The organism is Bacillus inaquosorum, from assembly GCF_023238325.1.
In the GTDB taxonomy this organism is placed as follows: Bacteria; Bacillota; Bacilli; order Bacillales; family Bacillaceae; genus Bacillus; species Bacillus inaquosorum.
Genome location: NZ_CP096592.1, coordinates 994,189 through 1,012,618, shown reverse-complemented (window position 1 = coordinate 1,012,618; position 18,430 = coordinate 994,189). Strand labels below are relative to the sequence as shown.

The 18,430-nt window shown below is 46.5% G+C and carries 4 protein-coding genes and 2 pseudogenes; all 6 read right to left on the bottom strand.

The features are described from left to right. Positions 1 to 47: 47 nt before the first annotated feature. Positions 48 to 578 (bottom strand): annotated as a pseudogene (locus tag M1M80_RS21775) (polyketide synthase dehydratase domain-containing protein); the annotation flags it as partial. 108 nt (positions 579 to 686) lie between these two features. After that, positions 687 to 2,765, bottom strand: a pseudogene (locus tag M1M80_RS04955) (type I polyketide synthase); the annotation flags it as partial. Positions 2,766 to 2,880: 115 nt separating this feature from the next. Beyond that, the gene (locus M1M80_RS04950; RefSeq protein WP_248596962.1) at positions 2,881 to 16,695 is read right to left on the bottom strand and encodes a PfaD family polyunsaturated fatty acid/polyketide biosynthesis protein; all 13,815 of its coding nucleotides are present in this window, start codon (positions 16,693 to 16,695) and stop codon (positions 2,881 to 2,883) included. After that, on the bottom strand, positions 16,685 to 17,488 hold the full coding sequence (locus M1M80_RS04945) for an alpha/beta hydrolase (RefSeq protein WP_019713708.1): 804 nt from the start codon (positions 17,486 to 17,488) through the stop codon (positions 16,685 to 16,687). The genes M1M80_RS04950 and M1M80_RS04945 overlap by 11 nt, the downstream gene beginning before the upstream one ends. A 15-nt stretch (positions 17,489 to 17,503) precedes the next feature. Beyond that, positions 17,504 to 18,172, bottom strand: coding sequence for an MBL fold metallo-hydrolase (locus M1M80_RS04940; RefSeq protein WP_060398937.1), 669 nt, complete (start codon positions 18,170 to 18,172; stop codon positions 17,504 to 17,506). Beyond that, positions 18,169 to 18,417 (bottom strand): acyl carrier protein, encoded by a 249-nt coding sequence (locus M1M80_RS04935; RefSeq protein WP_060398936.1) that lies wholly within the window; start codon positions 18,415 to 18,417, stop codon positions 18,169 to 18,171. Before M1M80_RS04935 ends, M1M80_RS04940 begins: the two co-directional genes overlap by 4 nt. Between the last annotated feature and the right edge of the window lie 13 nt (positions 18,418 to 18,430).

Below are 18,430 nucleotides of genomic sequence, written 5' to 3'. Positions count from 1 at the left end.
ACTGCCGATAGATATGTTTCCACTGTCCATCCATTTTTCCTCTCCCCTTATCTTGATGCCATTAAAATCCGCTCGACTTCTTCTTGCGATAATTCACCATTCCAAATTCTCTCCGATAGATGGCGATAAAAAGCTTCTTCTGACATTAGTCCTGCTCCCCGCCGCGTTTCAAAGCCTAAAATACGTACACATACCATGCCATTCTCATCGTAGACATCGATATCAAATACCCGTCCTTTCTCCCTTTGCCGGATGTAGGCCCACACCTGTTTAGGGCACGGCTGATAGATATACATTTCTTTAAGAGTAAAAGGCAGACTATCTAAAGGCGCATTTAATGAAATAGCAAAACCTGCCGTCGCTTGAAAAACAGCATCCAGTAGGCCCGGATCAAGGTAGCATTCCCTATCTCCGCGTGATTCCGGCAGTACTGATATCTTCGCCAAAATCTGATCCTTATGGAGATAAAGACGTTCAATCCCACTATGGGAGGGACCATAATATAGGCCCGCTTCACGAAAAAGCGGATAGATATTCTCCGGTAAGAGGGTGCGCCAAGGATACTGAGATTTTAACTGTTGAAGGCTTTGTCTTTTAGGGGGGGTTAACTCAGATACCTTCAAAACACCTTGGGCATGCAATATAGCTGATTGATCATCGGGATGATCCGATCCGCTGTAGATTTCATATTCTACATTCCCATTCTCTATTAGTGCCAAGGTAATATGCACTTCAACCGGTTTATCTTCCACCACCAACGGTGCAATCCATATATGCTCTTGTAAGCAAATAAAGACCGTGCCTTGTTGTAAAGTATCGGTAGTTACCCGATCCACCCCTTGCTCAAGGGCCGTTCTTGCCATTTCCAGATAGGCTGATCCAGGTAACACCCTTCTCTCCTTCACCTGGTGATCAGTTAAATAGGCTTCCTTTCCTGTCAGGATGGTCGTAAACCGCTGAGTCGACAGATCAGATGTATTGAGATGAACTAAAGGGTGCAAGGTACTGTTACTTGAGGATGTTGTGTCCTGCTTAGGAAGCCAATAATGTTCCTTGGCAAAAGGATAGCCCGGCAGACGGATATGTCGTGGCTCGTCATCCTTATAAAAAACCTGCCAATCTACCCATTCACCGGCCAGCCACTGTGAGAAAAGTGTTTCAGGATCAGTATGTAGAGATGTATTTCTCTGACCCTTCCGCTTTTTTACATGGCTGATGTGTAACCCATCCGGTTGTTCATCATTCAGATAAGCCGTCAACATATCGATGGCTGCAAATTTGCTATCCATCCAAAAGGCCATGCGGTAATCCATGGCCTCCCGACTCGTCTGTAATGTGTAGGTCATATCTTTGAGATTCACATCCACTTGTGATTCAATCCATTCTTTCATTATGCCCGCATATACTTTAAGTTGTTTCTCCGTTTTAGCAGATAAAACAAATAAAGCCGGCCGGCTGGCATCTGTTACTGGCATCCGCACTCTTTTTTTCTTTGTTTCGTAGGCTTCTATAACCAAATGAGCATTGGTGCCGCTAAAACCAAATGAACTGACACAAGCTCGTCTTGGTGAATTTGCATCCCAAGGACGAGTCTGTGTATTGACATAAAAAGGGGAGTTTTTAAAATCAAAGTATTCATTTGGCTCTTTAAAGTGAAGAGTGGGCACCAACTGCTGATGCTGCATACTTAACAACACTTTATGAACGCTGGCTACACCAGCGGCGGCTGATGTGTGACCGATATTGGATTTGACGGAACCAATGGCGCAAAACTGCTTTTTATCGGTTTTTTCTTGAAATGCAGTTGATAATGCTTTAAGTTCAATAGGATCACCTAATTGGGTACCCGTGCCATGCATTTCTGCATAGCTAATGCTTGAAGGATCAATGTTATAGTTTTGGTAGATACTTCGCTCCAAGGCTATCTGGCTTTTCACACTAGGAGCAGTTAGACCATTCGTTTTTCCATCTTGATTAATACCAAATCCAATAATCACGCCATAAATTAAGTCATTATCAGCCTCAGCATCCTGGAGACGCTTTAACACGACAGCACCAACGCCTTCACCGGGAACCATGCCATCACTGGATTTATCAAAAGCCTTGCATCGCCCCTCTGGTGAAAGCATGTGTGCCGCGCACATTTCAATATATGGCTTGGGGGTGAGGTACAACGTTACCCCTCCCGCAAGAGCCATATCAATTTTCCGGTTAAGTAACGCTTCACACGCAAGGTTGATCGCTACCAAAGAGGACGAACATGCAGTATCAATAGAAAGCGCCGGACCTTTTAGATTAAGAAAGTAGGCAATACGCGCCGATGCAATAGAAGCATAATTGCCAGTCATATCAGTTAAGCCATATTGTTGTTCACACAACATCCGATAATATTCATTCGCCATGATGCCAAGATAAACTCCGCAATTCTGACCATTCAATGCCTCTGGCGTATAGCCGGCATCTGCAAAAGCCTGATAACCTTCCTGAAGAAAGAGTCGTTGTTGCGGATCCATGGTTTCTGCCTCTGAAGGCGCAATATTGAAAAACAGGGGATCAAAGCAGGCCACATCATCCATCAAACCTAGCCACTTACTGTATATTTTCCCTTCATCACTGGGAAACGGTTGATAGAATGAAGCAACATCCCAACGGGAAGGCGGTATTTCCCTGATAGAATCGCGGCCTGCTTTAAGATTTGACCAATAGGCATCGAGATTGTCCGCTTCTGGATATCTCCCTGACATCCCAATGATGGCAATGGCCTCCCGGTGTTCGCCAGACTTAGGATTCGTCAATTGGCTTTTTGCCTCTTCAGATGATATCTTTCCCGCTTGCAGGGCTCGTAAGATGGCTTGTGAATTTACCATTTCCCTTCCCCCCTTAAACCAGATTGTATTTTTGTAACAGGACATGCGCCTCCGTTACTTCCAATGCGCCCTGCTCTACTTTTTGCAAAATCTCTTCCAATGTGGGCGGGGATAGCGCCGGTTCCTCTTCCACAGTGGATGGAATACTCTGTTTGACTTGATCTTTTTGCATCCAAGCGGCAAACTCGCGTAAGGTCGGATAGTCATATAAGTTCGTTGCCTCGATTGTGGTTCGATAGCGTTTATTTAACACCCGAATCCATTCCACACCTAAAATAGAGTCTAGACCCAAGTCTGAAAAATGGACATCTTCATCAATCCGACTGGGATCAAGGAACATAATTTCAGCCAGACTTTTCGACAACTCGACTATCAAAGCCGTGTCATCTGCATCCGCTTGTTCTGTTGTTAAATAGGAGTTCGCTTGTGGCTGTGCATCCACCCCCTGCATAGATAGGATATACCGTGCCAATTCACGAATGGTCGGATAATCGTACAGTGTGGTAGCCTCCAGTGATAGCCCCTGCGTCTTATTAATAAGACGCATCCATTCCACGCCCAATATAGAGTCTAAGCCTATATCATAAAAGTTTTGATCCAAATCCACCGTTTCCCCTTCAATAAATAAGGTCTGAACCAGACTATCGATCAACATGTCTTGAAGTGCTGCCTCATCTTCTTCCGCATAATGAGACACCTGATGGTAATCAATAGGCTGGTCAATCTTGTATAAAGTGACTGGTGATAATACTTGCTCTTGATGGTGATCCGGCCAATCCGGCATGTTCTTCAATGCTCTTAATTGAATCTGATCCGGCTTTAACGTCTGTTGTTCAACCTCTTGCAAGCTAACTGTCTGTTTAGTTTTAGATGGTAGACTGGCCACCGGCTCTGGCATCTGCGATGGACTAACTTTAACGTTTTCAATCAATGTCTTATCGTCTTTTTTCGGCCAAAAACTTTTACGTTCAAAGGGATACGTAGGCAAATTAATACGGTGTGGCAGATGGTCTCCATACAACAGTTTCCAGTCAACCTCGCCGCCTTGTATCCACCAAAGGGCTGCCTCGTGCCATTGTCCTTCTTCAAAAGTCTTGTTAAGACGCTTGTCTGGCTTCTTGTTTTCCCTGGTTAAGGTGCCTGTCACCAGGTTGGACGGTTGTTGACCTAAGCGATACATTCTAAAGGTTTGCAGCAGCTCTTCCGATGAATGAACCAAGAACGCCATCCGGCACTCCATCGGCTCCCGTCCAACCTGCAAGGTATAGGCCATCTGTTGCAGGTCGATGGCGGGATTCTTTTGGATAAAATGGATCATCCGATCGGCATAGTGTTTCAGTTGTTTGTCGTTTTTGGCTGAAAGCACCATTAATACTGGTTGATCCACATGATAATTGATGGCAGTATCCGATTCTTCCAGTGGTAAATACTCTTCCACCACCATATGAGCATTGGTTCCACTGAAGCCAAAGGAACTGACGGCGGCACTGCGTGGCTTTCCCTGACGCGTTGTCCAAGGCTCTTTGTTTTTGCTGATAAAAAAGGGACTATCTGCAAGGTCTATGTGCTCATTTAACTGATCATAGTGGATCGTTGGTGGCAGAGTCCGGTGTTTAATAGCCAAAAGCACTTTAATCAATCCCGCAATCCCTGCTGCTGTCAGCAAATGCCCGATATTACTTTTAACAGAGCCCAGTGCGCAATACTGTTTTTCAGTAGTAAAAGATTGGAAGGCTTCTGTCAGTGCTTCCACTTCAATGGGATCACCCAATTTGGTTCCCGTTCCATGGGCCTCAACCAGTGATATATCAGCTGGATCGATTCCAAATTTTTCATAAACGGATTTTTCCAGATCTGTTTGTGCTTTCCCATTAGGTGCCGTTATACCGTTGGTTTTTCCATCCTGATTGACACCCCAACCCTTTATGACACCATAGATCGTATCCTTATCTCGAATAGCATCGCTAAGACGTTTTAATAGGACCACACCCACTCCTTCGCCAGGAACAAATCCATCCGCTTGTTGATCAAATGTCCGGCAACGCCCCTGTTGGGACAGCATCCCCGCCTTACTGGTCATTATATGGAGAGACGGACCTGCCATCATACAAACCCCTCCTGCAAGGGCCAAATCACTATTGCCCAATACGAGGCTGTTACAAGCCTCTGCAACCGCTACCAATGAAGATGAACATGCAGTTTCAATCGCCAAGGATGGGCCAGATAAATTGAGCAGATAAGAAATTCGGGCTGCCAGAATAGATGTCGTGTTGCCCATGAGCATACGGGAATTTAAGTTTTGTTCATTAAATAATTGCCCATAATCACTGGTTGCACATCCAACAAATACACCACATTGGCTTCCTGAAAGGTCAGATGGCCGAATGCCTGCATCCTCTATACAACTCCAGCAATTCTCGAGAAACATCCTTTGCTGTGGATCCATTGCGATGGCGTCCACTGGTGGGATATTAAAGAAATTCGGATCAAATTTGTCCACATCCTCTAAAACTCCCATCCATTTGCTAGTACTCTTCCCCGGAACTTCTGGATCGGTATCGTAGTAGTGTGCCATTGGCCATCGGGAAGGTGGAATCTCTGAAATACAATCTTTCCCACTGATAATATTTTCCCAAAATGCGTTGATATTATCAGCTTTAGGAAACTGCCCAGATATACCCACAATCGCAATATCCGTCTCTTTAAGACGCGGATCCTCAATAGCTCGTTGCTGGATTGACGGTGTCTCGACAGCAACAGCTCGAGGGCTATATCGGGTTTGCAGGTGTTCGCAAGCCTGCTCCATCAGCAAGACGGCGACATCTACCACATGACGCTTTTTCCAGTCTTCGTATGGCGTGCCCTTTACCCATTGATTAAACGCCCCTAAGGCGGGACCACAAAATATTTGAAAGTTATCTTTTTCAGTTAAATCGCCGTTAAGTGTGGCCCGGTTACAATAGGCGAAATACCATTTAAAAATAAGCGCCATCTTAAAGCGAGGATTGACACTCGCTTCTGTTAATTGCTGAGGGTTTTTCTTTTTCTTGTATTCGCAAACTAAATCCCAGACTTCGGCGAAGGTGCGCTTAAAATAATTGATTTCAATTTCCTGTTTAATCTCTTGTGGTATTTCTTCGATGGCATTATACTGCATAAACAGCTCATACAGCCTATTAGCCCGGTTATAAAACTGGGTATGTTTACGGACCACTTGGGCTTTCGCACCAATCTCAAACATATCACCTGCAACTGTCACAGCCGTATCATGAATGGAAATGGTGCTAAGCAACTCTTTTATTACATCGTGTGCGCCACTTTCAACCGTACACTGGTTAATGGAGCCAGTCAAAACAAAGTCAGCTCCCATCATAAAGGCTGATGCCACCGCCTCTGGAGTACCAATCCCTCCACCGCATCCTACAAGGATGGGTTCCGGATATGAGTAGGTTTGCTGTATATCCTTTCGCAGGGCTAGCACAGAAGGGACAAGAGCAGACAGCACGCCTCGATCGGTATGACCGCCTGAGTCCGCCTCTAAAACAATATCATCAACCATTGGAATAGATCGGGATAATACCGCCTCTTCTGCTGTGATCAAGCCTTCTTCCAACAGTTGATCCACTAAATCCTCTGGCGGAGGCGCCATAAATTGTTTGGCTATCTCCAAACGAGAGCATTTTCCTATGATTCTTCTTGGAAAATAGAGGATGCCATCCTTCTGCTTTTTAATCCCTTTGACACGGCAATAAACCAATGGTGCCGTTATGCTTGAAAAGGCAGATGCTTCAATAAAGGGAACGCCATGGGTTATAAATATCTGGGCTTGCTCCCACTCTTCTTCCAGGTTATTCACATTGGCGATTAGGCACATGCCATAAGGCTTATTGGGTCCTACAACAGATTGAATATGTTGGATATGTGACGCCAACCTGTCTCCATCCAAGCCGGCGCTGCCAAAAAAGCTAAGCAAGTTAGCTTCTGCCATGGCGATCACCAATGCTTCTGAAGCGACCCCTTGAGCCATTGAACCCGCCATATAGTTCCATTTACAACGGTAGCGGGTTTGAAACAATTTGTCTCCCAGGCTTTCCGGACGGATCACATTCTTCTTTACTCCTGGACTTGCCGGCTTCTGATTAAGCAATGCAGGGTTCTTATTCCCATGAATGGAAGTGGGAGACGCATCTATTTTCATAATCGGTGCCTTTAAAGTCTCTTTCGTATCCCCTTTTCCTTCAGCTGACAAAGGTTTCTGTTTATTTGGTCGTTTTTTTAAACGGCCCAACTCACTCGCAACATATTGTGTAAAGTCAAGTAGTGTCGGATAATCATACACCTTGGTGGCTTTAATGGCTATTCCATAGGTTTTATTTAAGGTCTTAATCCACTCAACTCCAACGATAGAATCTAGGCCCAATTCAATAAATTTTTTACCTGACAGAATCATCTCACGTTCAATATATAAAGCTTCTGCTAAACTGTCCGCCAATTCTTCCTGCAATTCTTCCAATCCCTGCTCCTCGTAAGACTCCTCTTCTATGCTATCTTGTTTAGAATCTGGCAACACCATCTCAACAGGAGATGAAGCGGGGATACTTATGGTTTTATCATTTGCGACAACAGATAATGCGGTTGCAATTTCAGGCTGTGAAGAATCGACTACAGGTGTCTGTTCCGGTTCTGACGCTTTGGGTGCCCAATAGGAATTCCTCGCAAACGGATAAGTGGGCAAATGAACCCGTTCAGGCTCTTCCTTCCACATTTGTTTCCAAGGTAAATCGTAGCCTTGGCAGTAAAGGTTAGACAGACCTTGCAAAATTTCCTGATATTGCTCTGATGTTGCCGCATTATGGCTCTGCTGAATGAGGTCACTTCCAAACAACTCCATGACCTTTTGACTCATAAATCCTTCTGATACCTCACCGCTATAGCTATTTGGCAAGTGCTCCCCGCCTTTAAACTGTTTCAGCAGGTATAAAGCTTCCGTCTGGTCTTTGACCACCACTACATATCGATGACGAAAATGCTGGCGACCCTGCAAAAGGGTATAACTAATTTGTGAGAGGTCTGCTTCCTGACCCTCTGGGCTTTCCAAAAAGGCGATCAGGTCTGTTCGTTTTTCTGTTAAGGCCTCTTCGGTCTTCGCCGACAGGGCCAGCAGGTAATAAGGAAGCGACGATTTTTTCGTTGCCTGAACCTCTTTAGGATAGCTTTCTACCACCAGATGTACATTGGTTCCACTCATGCCAAAGGCGCTTACCGCCCCCCGGCGGGGGGTGCCCGCGCTGTCTTTCCATTCCCGATTCGTCTTATTTACATAAAACGGGCTGTTTTTCCATTGGATATACCGATTTTCCTGTTCACAATGCAAGCTGGCCGGGATGGTCTCATGGCGCATGGCCTGCACCATACTGATGAGACTGACCAGGCCTGAAGCGGCAAAGGTATGCCCAAAGTTGGTTTTTGTGGAGGTAATCGCACAAAAACCTTCTTTGTCTGTATAGCTTCTAAAGGCATCCCGCAGGCCATTGATTTCCACCGGATCACCCAGCCGTGTGCCCGTCCCATGGGTAACAACATAGGACAGGGATTCGGGGTGAATTCCATACTGATCATAGACCGAACGGTAAAGCTGGGCTTGTACCACCCCATTAGGGGCTGTAATGCCGTTGGTTTTGCCATCATGGTTGATGCCGCTGCCGCGAATCACCGCATAGATGGGATCTTTGTCCGCCTCGGCTTGGGAGAGGCGTTTCAGCACCACCACCGCCACCGCTTCCCCTGGCACCATGCCATTGGCGCGCTCATCAAAGGCATAACACCGCCCATCTGGGGATAACATTCCCGCCTGGTCGATCGCTTCCAGTGTCTGCGGCATCAGGATCAGATTCACCCCAGCGGCTATGGCCGTATCACAATCCCCCATACGCAGGCTTTGGCAAGCCTGGTGCAACCCGACCAAGCCGGAGGAGCAGGCGGTATTGATCGCCATATTGGGACCATTGAGATTCAGCACATAAGAAAGCCGTGCAGCCAAAATGGCATCATGGTTGGCGGTAATGGGGCCCTGAAAGCCACTGAGATACTGGTAATCCCCGTTTTCCACACCAACAAACATGCCAATCCGGTGGCGTTTGATCTGCTTTGCCCCGTAACCCGCATCCTCTAAGGCTCTCCAAGCTTCCTGAAGCAACAGCCGCTGACGTGGGTCCATGCTCTGGGCTTCCCGCGGGGAAATCTCAAAAAATGCGGGATCAAATTCACTCGCTCCCGGCACTACACCAAAGCGCCACTGTTCCCCCTCTTCTGCCCAACGGGCTGCTGGTTGTACCTGTTCTTCTCCTTTGACCAGATGCTCCCACATTTGATCGATCGTGCGTGCCCCTGGAAAACGGCCGCTCATCCCAATCACCGCAATCGGTTCTAGTTCCTGCTGTGCCTCCGGCACCTGAGGCTTCGGTTGGGGTGGTTGCTCTGTTCGCTTTTCTGGCATTGCTGGCTGTGGCTTAGCCTTCTGCTCTCGCTGCCTATCGGCCGACATCGGCGATGATGGCTTCTCCATCGTCGTTCCTTCCCGATAAAAGGCGGCCATTGCCTCCGCATGCTCCGTCTGATAATAGTCAGCCAGCTTACCTAAGGTAGGGTAGCCAAAAAATAGAGCCGGGGTGATCTCCACCTGATAATGGGCCGTCAGCCGCTCGGCAAAGGTCGCCAGTGTAATCGAATCAAAGCCAAAGTCCGCCAGATTACTCTCCAGATGCAATTGATTCCGCGGGATCTGCAAGAGGCTCGATGCGATTTCCTTTAGGTCCCACTCCACACATTGCCGCACACTTAACCCTTTCATTTCCTCACGCCGGCCTTGACCTGCCGGCAAATTCCGGGCAACCAGCCGCTCTGGTGATGACTCACCTGCGGCCGTCTGGCCCAGTCCTAAAAAGCGGTGCACCCGATCCGGTTGACCTTTCAGCACCAAATGTTGGGTGGACGCCTGGCCCAGCAAGCGTTCAAAGAGTGCCAGGCCTTCTTCCGTTTCTAAGGCCTGTTGACCGCTTGAAGCGAGATACATATGCGTCTGTTCATCGTCTCCTAATCCCATCCCGCCTTCTTTCCATAGCGGCCATTGAATCACCAGGGTCTTACCGGGATAGACCGTTTGCCGTTGATAGGCATAGGCCATGAGGAAGCGGTTGGCCATCGCATAGTCTCCCGCTCCCATATCCCCAAGAATGGCCGATGAGGAGGAAAAGTAACAGACAAAGTCAAGGGATTCCGGGGCTAAAACTTCATCCAGCACCTGCGCCCCTTGTACCTTAGGGGCTAACACGCACGCAAAATCGGCAGCGGACTTGGCAAAGAATGGTTCTTTACTTGCCAGTCCCGCGGCATGGATAACGCCATCGATTCCGCCAAAGCGTGTCTTTGCCTTCTGTTGCACATCCGCCATAGCCGCTCGATCACAGACATCCGCCTGGCAATAGATCACGTGGCTGCCCGTTCCTTCCCACTGTTTGATTTCAGCCGCTAAGGCAGCGGATAAAGGCGACCGTCCCGTTAACACCAGATTGACGGATCGCGAGCGGGTGAGATTGGCGGCCAACCGGCGGCCCAATCCCCCACCACCGCCGGTGATGAGATAGGTCCCCCCTTCTTTGATCAGCCCTCGCCCTTCACCTTCGGTGGTATCCGTCGGCTCCATCCGGCATACATGCCGCTGCTCTCCCTCATAGAGCACACTCTCTATAGCCGGGCTTGCCAGCTCATCAGCTAGCCTATTGAGCCACTTGGCCATATCCATTTCTGGTGCTGCTTTCTGTAACACCCCGGCCACCCCCATCTGGGGTAGTATCAGCCCCAGGGACCGCTCCCAGCCAATCCAGGATTCCAGATAACTGCGTTCAAGCGGAGTAGTCCATTCACCCGCCCAGAGGAAACGCGCTGGTTTCGCTTCCCGCACAGCCTGGAATAGATGGAAAAGGGGCATATAATCGCTAATGACAGCCGGATCCTCCAAAGGCCACAGATAGAGCAGGGCAAAACCCGGACCCCAGTCAGCCGCTATGCGTTGGAGGGTTTGCCGATAGGCCACGCCATCCTCTCGGATCAACTGGTAGTGATGCGGGCTTTCCCGGCGCTCCGCCGTACCCTGCGCAACAAAAATGACCTCCGTCCCCGGATAGCGGGTTTGAAGGACGGTGCGCAACGCCTGTTGGTGCGTGGGATTGGATAGAAAACAGACCCATACCGCAGGCAGGGGCATCCGCTCATCGGTCAAGTCTTGTCGCTGCCAGCTCTCAGCGAACGTCATCAACTGGCTTTCCTCAGTGGAGGCCGCCATCTCTTCGACAGCTTGAGGCTGCGTAGGGGCGGCTTTAGGTGTAGCCTCCATCTCACGAGCCTCATCTGGTTGCGGTACCCAATAGCGCTCCAGGGCAAAAGGATAGGTGGGCAGCGGCACCCGGCTATATTGTCCGTTCGCAAACAGGGCCGGATAATCGAGTTCATACCCTTGAACAAACAAATCTGCAACCGTTGAAAGGTTGTCCATATACTCTTCCTTGTTAACATCGCTCTGGCGGATGCAATGATTGCCAAACTTTTTTAAAGCCGGCTGTTCTCTATGTTCTCTCTCATGTACAACATGAGTAAATACAGAGGAAACCGCTTTATTCTCAAGCCATTGCTCTAATTGCGCAACCATATCATGCTGATCACGTACTACACAGGATAAACGGTGTTTAAAATGCTGTCGGCCCACCAATAAGGTATAGCATATATCCCCTACATCCTCCTGATTTTCGTTACTATAATTAATCAGTTGTTGGGCTTGTTTTTGCAAAGCCTCCTCAGAGCGGGCAGACAAGACCAATAAATAGCCAGGCTGAACCGGGTGCTTGCGAATCACCTCGGGTGCCTCTTCAATCACCATATGCGCATTGGTGCCGCTCACACCAAAAGAACTAACAGCGGCACAGCGTTTAGCACCCGGTTTGACCTCCCACTCTTTTAGCTCGGTATTCACAAAAAAGGGACTATCCTTAAATTGAATATTGCTATTCCCCTGTTCAAAGTGCAGCGAAGGAGGGATTTTACGGTGTTTTAATGCCAACAGAATCTTAATCACACCAGCAATTCCAGCGGCCATTTGCGCATGACCAATATTGGTTTTAATCGAGCCTATAGCGCAATATGACTTCTCATCTGTGTAATGTTGAAATGCCTGTGTCAGTGCCTGATATTCAATTGGGTCTCCCAATTTCGTTCCCGTGCCATGCGCTTCTATCATCTGAATCTCTTCCGGATTGATACCAAATTGGTCATAGACAGCCCGTTCTAACCGCACCTGGGAACGAAGGCTGGGCGCTGTAATTCCATTGGTAGTACCATCTTGGTTTATACCGGAACCCCGAACCACTCCATAAATGTGGTCACCATCAGCAAGGGCGTCTTCTAGCCGTTTAAGTACGACTACACCAACCCCTTCACCTGGAATAAATCCGTTGGCCCGATCATCAAAGGTGTAGCATTGCCCCGTTGGAGATAACATCCCCGCCTGATGCTCTGCTTGATATAACTCCGGTGTGCATTGTATGGATACACCGCCAGCTAATGCCATCTCTATTTCGCCCGTCCATAAACCCTGACAAGCCAAATGCATAGCCACCAGTGAACTGGAACAGGCGGTATCTACGGCAATGGCCGGGCCCTGTAGATTGAGATAATAGGCAATCCGAGCAGGAATGACAGAACCTAAATTCCCCCAAAAAGCTTGGGGCACCTCACGAGAAGGATAATCATTCATAAGGTGATGATAATCACCACTGTTGCATCCTGCATAAACGCCACACAACCGACCTTCAATGCTTTTTCCAGCATAACCAGCATCCTCTAAGGCTTGCCAGGATGCCATTAAAAAGAGGCGTTGCTGAGGGTCCATATAACTTGCTTCTACCCCTGAAATATTAAAGAAGAAAGGGTCAAACTGATCAATATCCTCAATAAAACTGCCTGTCTCCCAATTTTTCACTGTTTCATCTTTATCACCTGGCCGTCGCCAGCGAGATGTGTGATCAATCAAATTGGTTCCTTTGGACAGATGCTCCCATAATGCATGCACATTTTCAGAATTGGCAAACTTGCCGCTGATACCTACAATAGCAATGGGTCCTTTCTGTCTGCCTTTTGACACCTGTTTCATCTCATGGGTACTCGATTCTTCTTTGCGCTCTTCCAAATGACCAACAGTGGTTTCTTCCGCAGGTGGTTTCTCCTTCCCAAAAAAAGTGGCAATAGCATCATTGTAATGGGTCAAAAGAAAATTTGTTAGTTGATCAATAGAGCTATAGTCAAAGAGAATGGTAGTTCCTAAATCAAGGAAAAAGGTCTGATTAATCACCTGCACCAAATTGTTGCCACTTATGGAATCAACGCCGTAATCGCGAAAGGCAGCCCGAAAATCAATTGCTTGAGCTTCGGTCGATAAAGCGTGAGATATGTGTTCGGCCATCCAGTTTTTCAAGGCTGCCGCTATGTGATGATTCTTTGTGGTGACAGCGGGTTGTTTTTGTTCCCTTTGTTGAATAAAAACCTGTTTTTGTGCCGCCTCTTGGCGCACGTGTCCATTACTTAAAGCCATAATAATCTGCTGACCCTTTGCATGATCCTCTACTGCAGGAAAACGAACCTGTTTAAAACCTTCCTGCTCCAATACCCGTCTCCATCCCTCCGCAGATACAGCTGGGCCGCCGGGTAGACGCAGTGTATCATCTTGGAATAACCACCAACCTTCCAAAAGGCCGAACGTAAGGTGAAGGAATAGGGAATTATCACTAATCTCATTTAAAATCAGCAAACCATCTGCCTTTAACACTGCTTTAACCCGACGCAATGTTTGCATAATATTTTTTGTGGCATGAAGCACATTGGTCGCAATGGCAATATCATACGTATCGGTTGAGATGCCTTGTTCCGCGGCTTCAGCCTCAGCATTATAAACCCTATAGGAGACAAAGGGATAGTCTGCTTTAAACCTTTTTTCTGCATAGACCAGAAAGGCTTTTGAGATGTCGGTATAGCAATAGTCTTCTAGATGGCCGAGATAGGGTTTTAGATGATCCAATACACGGACACTGGTTCCCCCTGTGCCTGCACCTATTTCAATGATACGTATACGTGCATCTGGGTTTTGACGTAAGCGTTCTTGAATGTAATCAATCACTTTCTGGGCAAGAAGATTATTAAAATAATCAGCAACTGCATTATTTTGATAGATTCCTTCCACCAGTTCCATCGAAGAATTGGGGAATATAATATCCGTTGCCAGTACCTCACCAGTCAATATCCGCGGCAAAGAACGAAGGGTATGTTCTACCAAAATCGTCTGCGTCTTGGCATCAGGAGTTGCCAACCAATATTGTTTTTGTCGTTCCCAGACTTCCCATGCATCTTGCTCTTTCTCAATAGAAGGATTCAAGCTATATTGATCGGTTTCATCACAAACCACCCATTGCTTATCAACTAAAAACTGAAGACTGCGTGCCAACCATTTACGATAGATATAAGACATCCCCAGTTTCTTTTGCATATCCGCCAATGTCATCCGCTGGTCAGCTAAAATACCCAGAGACTGCAATTGCTTTAACAGTAACTTAGCAAGCAGTTCCTCCATATCACGCATTTGCAGACCATATGATGAGAAAACAGCAGGTTCTTGTACAACGGTATCCTCCTGCTCTGTTGTCCAATAACTTGTTTTGCAAAAAGGATATGATGGGAGAGGCACCTTCCTATTTTTATGATATAGACCGGTCCAATCCAGGTCATAACCCTGTATATACAGATCGGATAGTTTTGCTACATATTCCTGATATGTATCCCGATGCAAAACCGTACCATTCGATAAAGTATGAATCAACTGTTGCCCGTTATTCAGCTTTTCGGAAGCCGGTTGAAAAGTGGAGGCCCGCTGGTGCCACAATCCTCCTAGCTCGAATCCCTCTTGTATCACTTTACGCAGGTGATGCCTTAGATCCGTCAAGCCACTGGCAATGAAGGCATAACGAACATCAAAGTGACTACGTGCCGCCGATAAGGTATACGCCACTTCTTCTGCGGAGTACTGCTCTCCATCGTGCTCTAGCCAATCAGCTAGATCGATTAGCTTTTGATGTAAGGCTTCTATGTTTTTAGCAGAAAACAAAAATAAATAATAGGGCTTTTGAATTGGAGATATAGATTGTACTGATTGTTCTCCCCATTCCTCAATAATGATATGGGCATTCGTCCCATTGGAGCCTAGCGCATTTAAACCAGCCCTTAATGGCATATCAGGATGTGATTTCCACTGACGCAACTTGGTATTAAATACAAAAGGACTGTTATTTAAAAAATGGTCTTGACCCTGTCCAGTTGGACGGTGTGGCGGTAACACTTGATCTTTCATCGCCATTAGAATCTTAAATAAACCGGCCATTCCAGCTGCCAGCGTGGCATGTCCAATGTTGGGCTTATGGGAACCAATAACACAAAATTCAGTTTTATCTGTAATTTCTTTAAATGCTACTGACAAGGCCTTTAGTTCCATTAAATCACCAAGCATGGTACCTGTACCATGAGCCTCTATATAGCCTATGGTTTCGGGATTAATCTGTGATTTGGTGTACACTTCTTGGATTAATTCTTTTTGAGAAGTGACACTTGGTGCTGTCATACCATTCGTTCTGCCAGCTTGGTTAATAACAGATCCTTTAATAACCCCATAGATATGGTCCTGGTCCCGTACCGCGTCATCAAGCCTTTTTAAAACGGCCACCCCCACGCCTTCACCTAAAACCATGCCATTAGCCTGGGGATCAAAAGCTTTGCATTGACCATCTGGCGATAATAAACCAGCCTGGGAAGACATCATAAAAAATTCAGGCGTGCTTGCAATAAAAACCCCACCAGCTAGAGCCATTTCCGACTCACCCTTGCGGATACTGTCACAAGCCAAATGAATGGCAACCAAGGAGGATGAACAAGCAGTATCAACTGTCAGGCTAGGACCTTTGAAATTAAAAAAGTAAGAAATCCGTGATGCCAGCATGGACATTTCATTGCCCCAAAAGGTAAAGGTATCCATTTTGTTCCATAATCTCTTCCGATAGTCGGATGTGCGTCCACCTATAAACACGCCCACCTTTTTCCCCGCCAATTTTTCAGCAGGGTAATCGGCATCCTCAAAGGCTTTATAGGATTCCTCTAAACAGAGGCGTTGTTGCGGGTCCATCCTTTCTGCTTCCTCTGAAGAAATATCAAAAAAGCCGGCATCAAATTGATCAATATGCGACAACATGCCGCCCCATTTACTGACTGACCGATTTTTCTGGACTGCCTCTGGTGTATAGTACGTCTTTTCATCCCACCCCCTGCGTCGAACTTCTTTAATGCAACATTCCCCCGCTTTGAGATGAGACCACAGATCTTCAATATTTTCTGAGTCAGCAAACTTCCCTGATATTCCAATAATCGCAATATCCATAGATGAATCGCTGTTTAAAGCAGACTCAGGAGAAGGGTTTTTTTCTTCCTCTGCCGAGTATAGTTCCGCTATATGTTCAGCCAATTCGGGAATGCCACGAAAATCAAAGATTACTTCAACACCCAACTCTAATCCCAGACTGTTATTAACAGCTTCAACAAAGTCAACTGCTTTTATGGAATTCATACCCAGTTCCAGAAAGCTTTTATTGAGATCAATGGGCTGATCCTGCTCACCAACCACCTGAATAAACTCTTCAACTAATTTCTCTTTAACCGGGTTTTGTACCCTTCGATCATGCTTCATCTACCATTCGCTCCTCCTCTCTAAGTGAAAAAGCAAGGATCTGTTCAGCCACCTTCCGCCAATCGGGGTCCAGCATCATATCATGGCACATTTTCGGAAAAATAACCGGCTCTGTTTGATAAAAACGCCCAATGGACTGCGTAGTTTTTTTTGAGATCATGGTATCCCCATCAGTGCCCAATACCAAAAGAGGAACCTGGGCTACTGTATTTTTGGGGACCACGCGTTTTAGGCAATCACGGCTAGCTTTTGTTGATTCTGGTTGCAGCTTCCCGACTAAAGAAGCCTGCAGTTCTTCTGGTGTCTCGCCAGACAAAAATAAATCCACTGGGAAGACAGTGGTTTTTCCCTGATTATATAAAGAGAGTTGGCGAAATTTCTTAGGATGCATCAACAGTAGCCGAAAAAAATCCTTAAACATTCCCCCAGGTGGGATTGAAGCAATAAGTACAGCTGCCTCAATCCTGTCCGGATGCTGATGCATCACTTTTTGAACAACTGCTCCTCCCATGGAATGACCAATAATAATGGGTTTTTGCTCTAGGGTTTCTAGCACGTTGTACACATCTTCTACGTAGTCTTCCATCGTAAAGGTATGTAGATTTCCACGCCCCTCACTATGGCCGTGCCCACGAAAGCTTAGGGCATAGGACTGGAAACCATGAGATTGAAAAAAAGGAAGGAAATTTTCCTTCCAGCACCAGGCCGCATGATTTGCCCCATGAACAAAGAGAAGTGGTGGTGTTTTAGGCATCCCAGTGGGGTTTGCATGTATGACTTCAAGTTCTCCCATATTGCCCCTTCCTTTCTATTGAAAATCAAAGATGCCACGTTGATTTTTTCGCATGCGAAATTTAATAAAATGTTCGCGGTTTAGTTGAAGATAAATGTTATTCTTACGGAGATGCCCCATCGTCTTTCCCGGTGACATACCAAACGAGTGCCCCGGAAAGATACGGACATCATCTTCTATTTCCGCTTTTATTCGTTGTATGCTAAGATACATCGCTTCTGGAGAACCGCCAGGCCTGGGACAGACACCGCATCCTTCTGTAAACAGGGTATCACCTGTAAAAAGGCTTTTATCCAGTTGGAAACACATGCTACCCATAGTATGACCAGGGGTCAGCAAGCAATGAAACGGCAATTCTCCCAATAAAAGACGGTCATTATCATTGATAGCATTCAATCGTTTACATCGAAAACCTGATGCATCAATTTCCTTTTGGGACAAAAATACATCCGGTTGCATAAGATCGCTTAGTGCTGGTACCAGATTGACATGATCATAATGAGAATGAGTCAAAAGAATAGCTCGGAGATTAGCATGTTTTTTTTCAAGTTGCTGGGTGATTCTATCTAATTCCCATGCTGGATCAACTACAATAGCATTTCTGGTGTTTGGCTCCACAATCAGATAGGTATAGTTGATAAAAAAGTGATAGCTCATTTTTAGGGAATATAGATTATAAATCATGCATGCTGCATTTTTTCATAAAGGATTTCCGCCAAACCCCCGAGGTTCCGGGCTTCCGACAATTCAATTCTAGGAATTTGCAAGGAAAGAGCTTCTAATGTCTCCATAATAATCTCGGCACGATCTACGGAATTGGCACCTAAATCCGCCAATCGGTCATCCCATTGAAAGTGATGTTGTTCAAGTTCCGGTACAATCTCACGTGTATGCTTTACTAATATAGAAAAGATGTCTTCTTTTTTCATTTATTTTTTCTCC

Coding starts and splice junctions, on each gene's coding strand:
- M1M80_RS04935 (WP_060398936.1), bottom strand. CDS start 18,417: ATGAAAAAAGAAGACATCTTTTCTATATTAGTAAAGCATACACGTGAG.
- M1M80_RS04940 (WP_060398937.1), bottom strand. CDS start 18,172: ATGATTTATAATCTATATTCCCTAAAAATGAGCTATCACTTTTTTATC.
- M1M80_RS04950 (WP_248596962.1), bottom strand. CDS start 16,695: ATGAAGCATGATCGAAGGGTACAAAACCCGGTTAAAGAGAAATTAGTT.
- M1M80_RS04945 (WP_019713708.1), bottom strand. CDS start 17,488: ATGGGAGAACTTGAAGTCATACATGCAAACCCCACTGGGATGCCTAAA.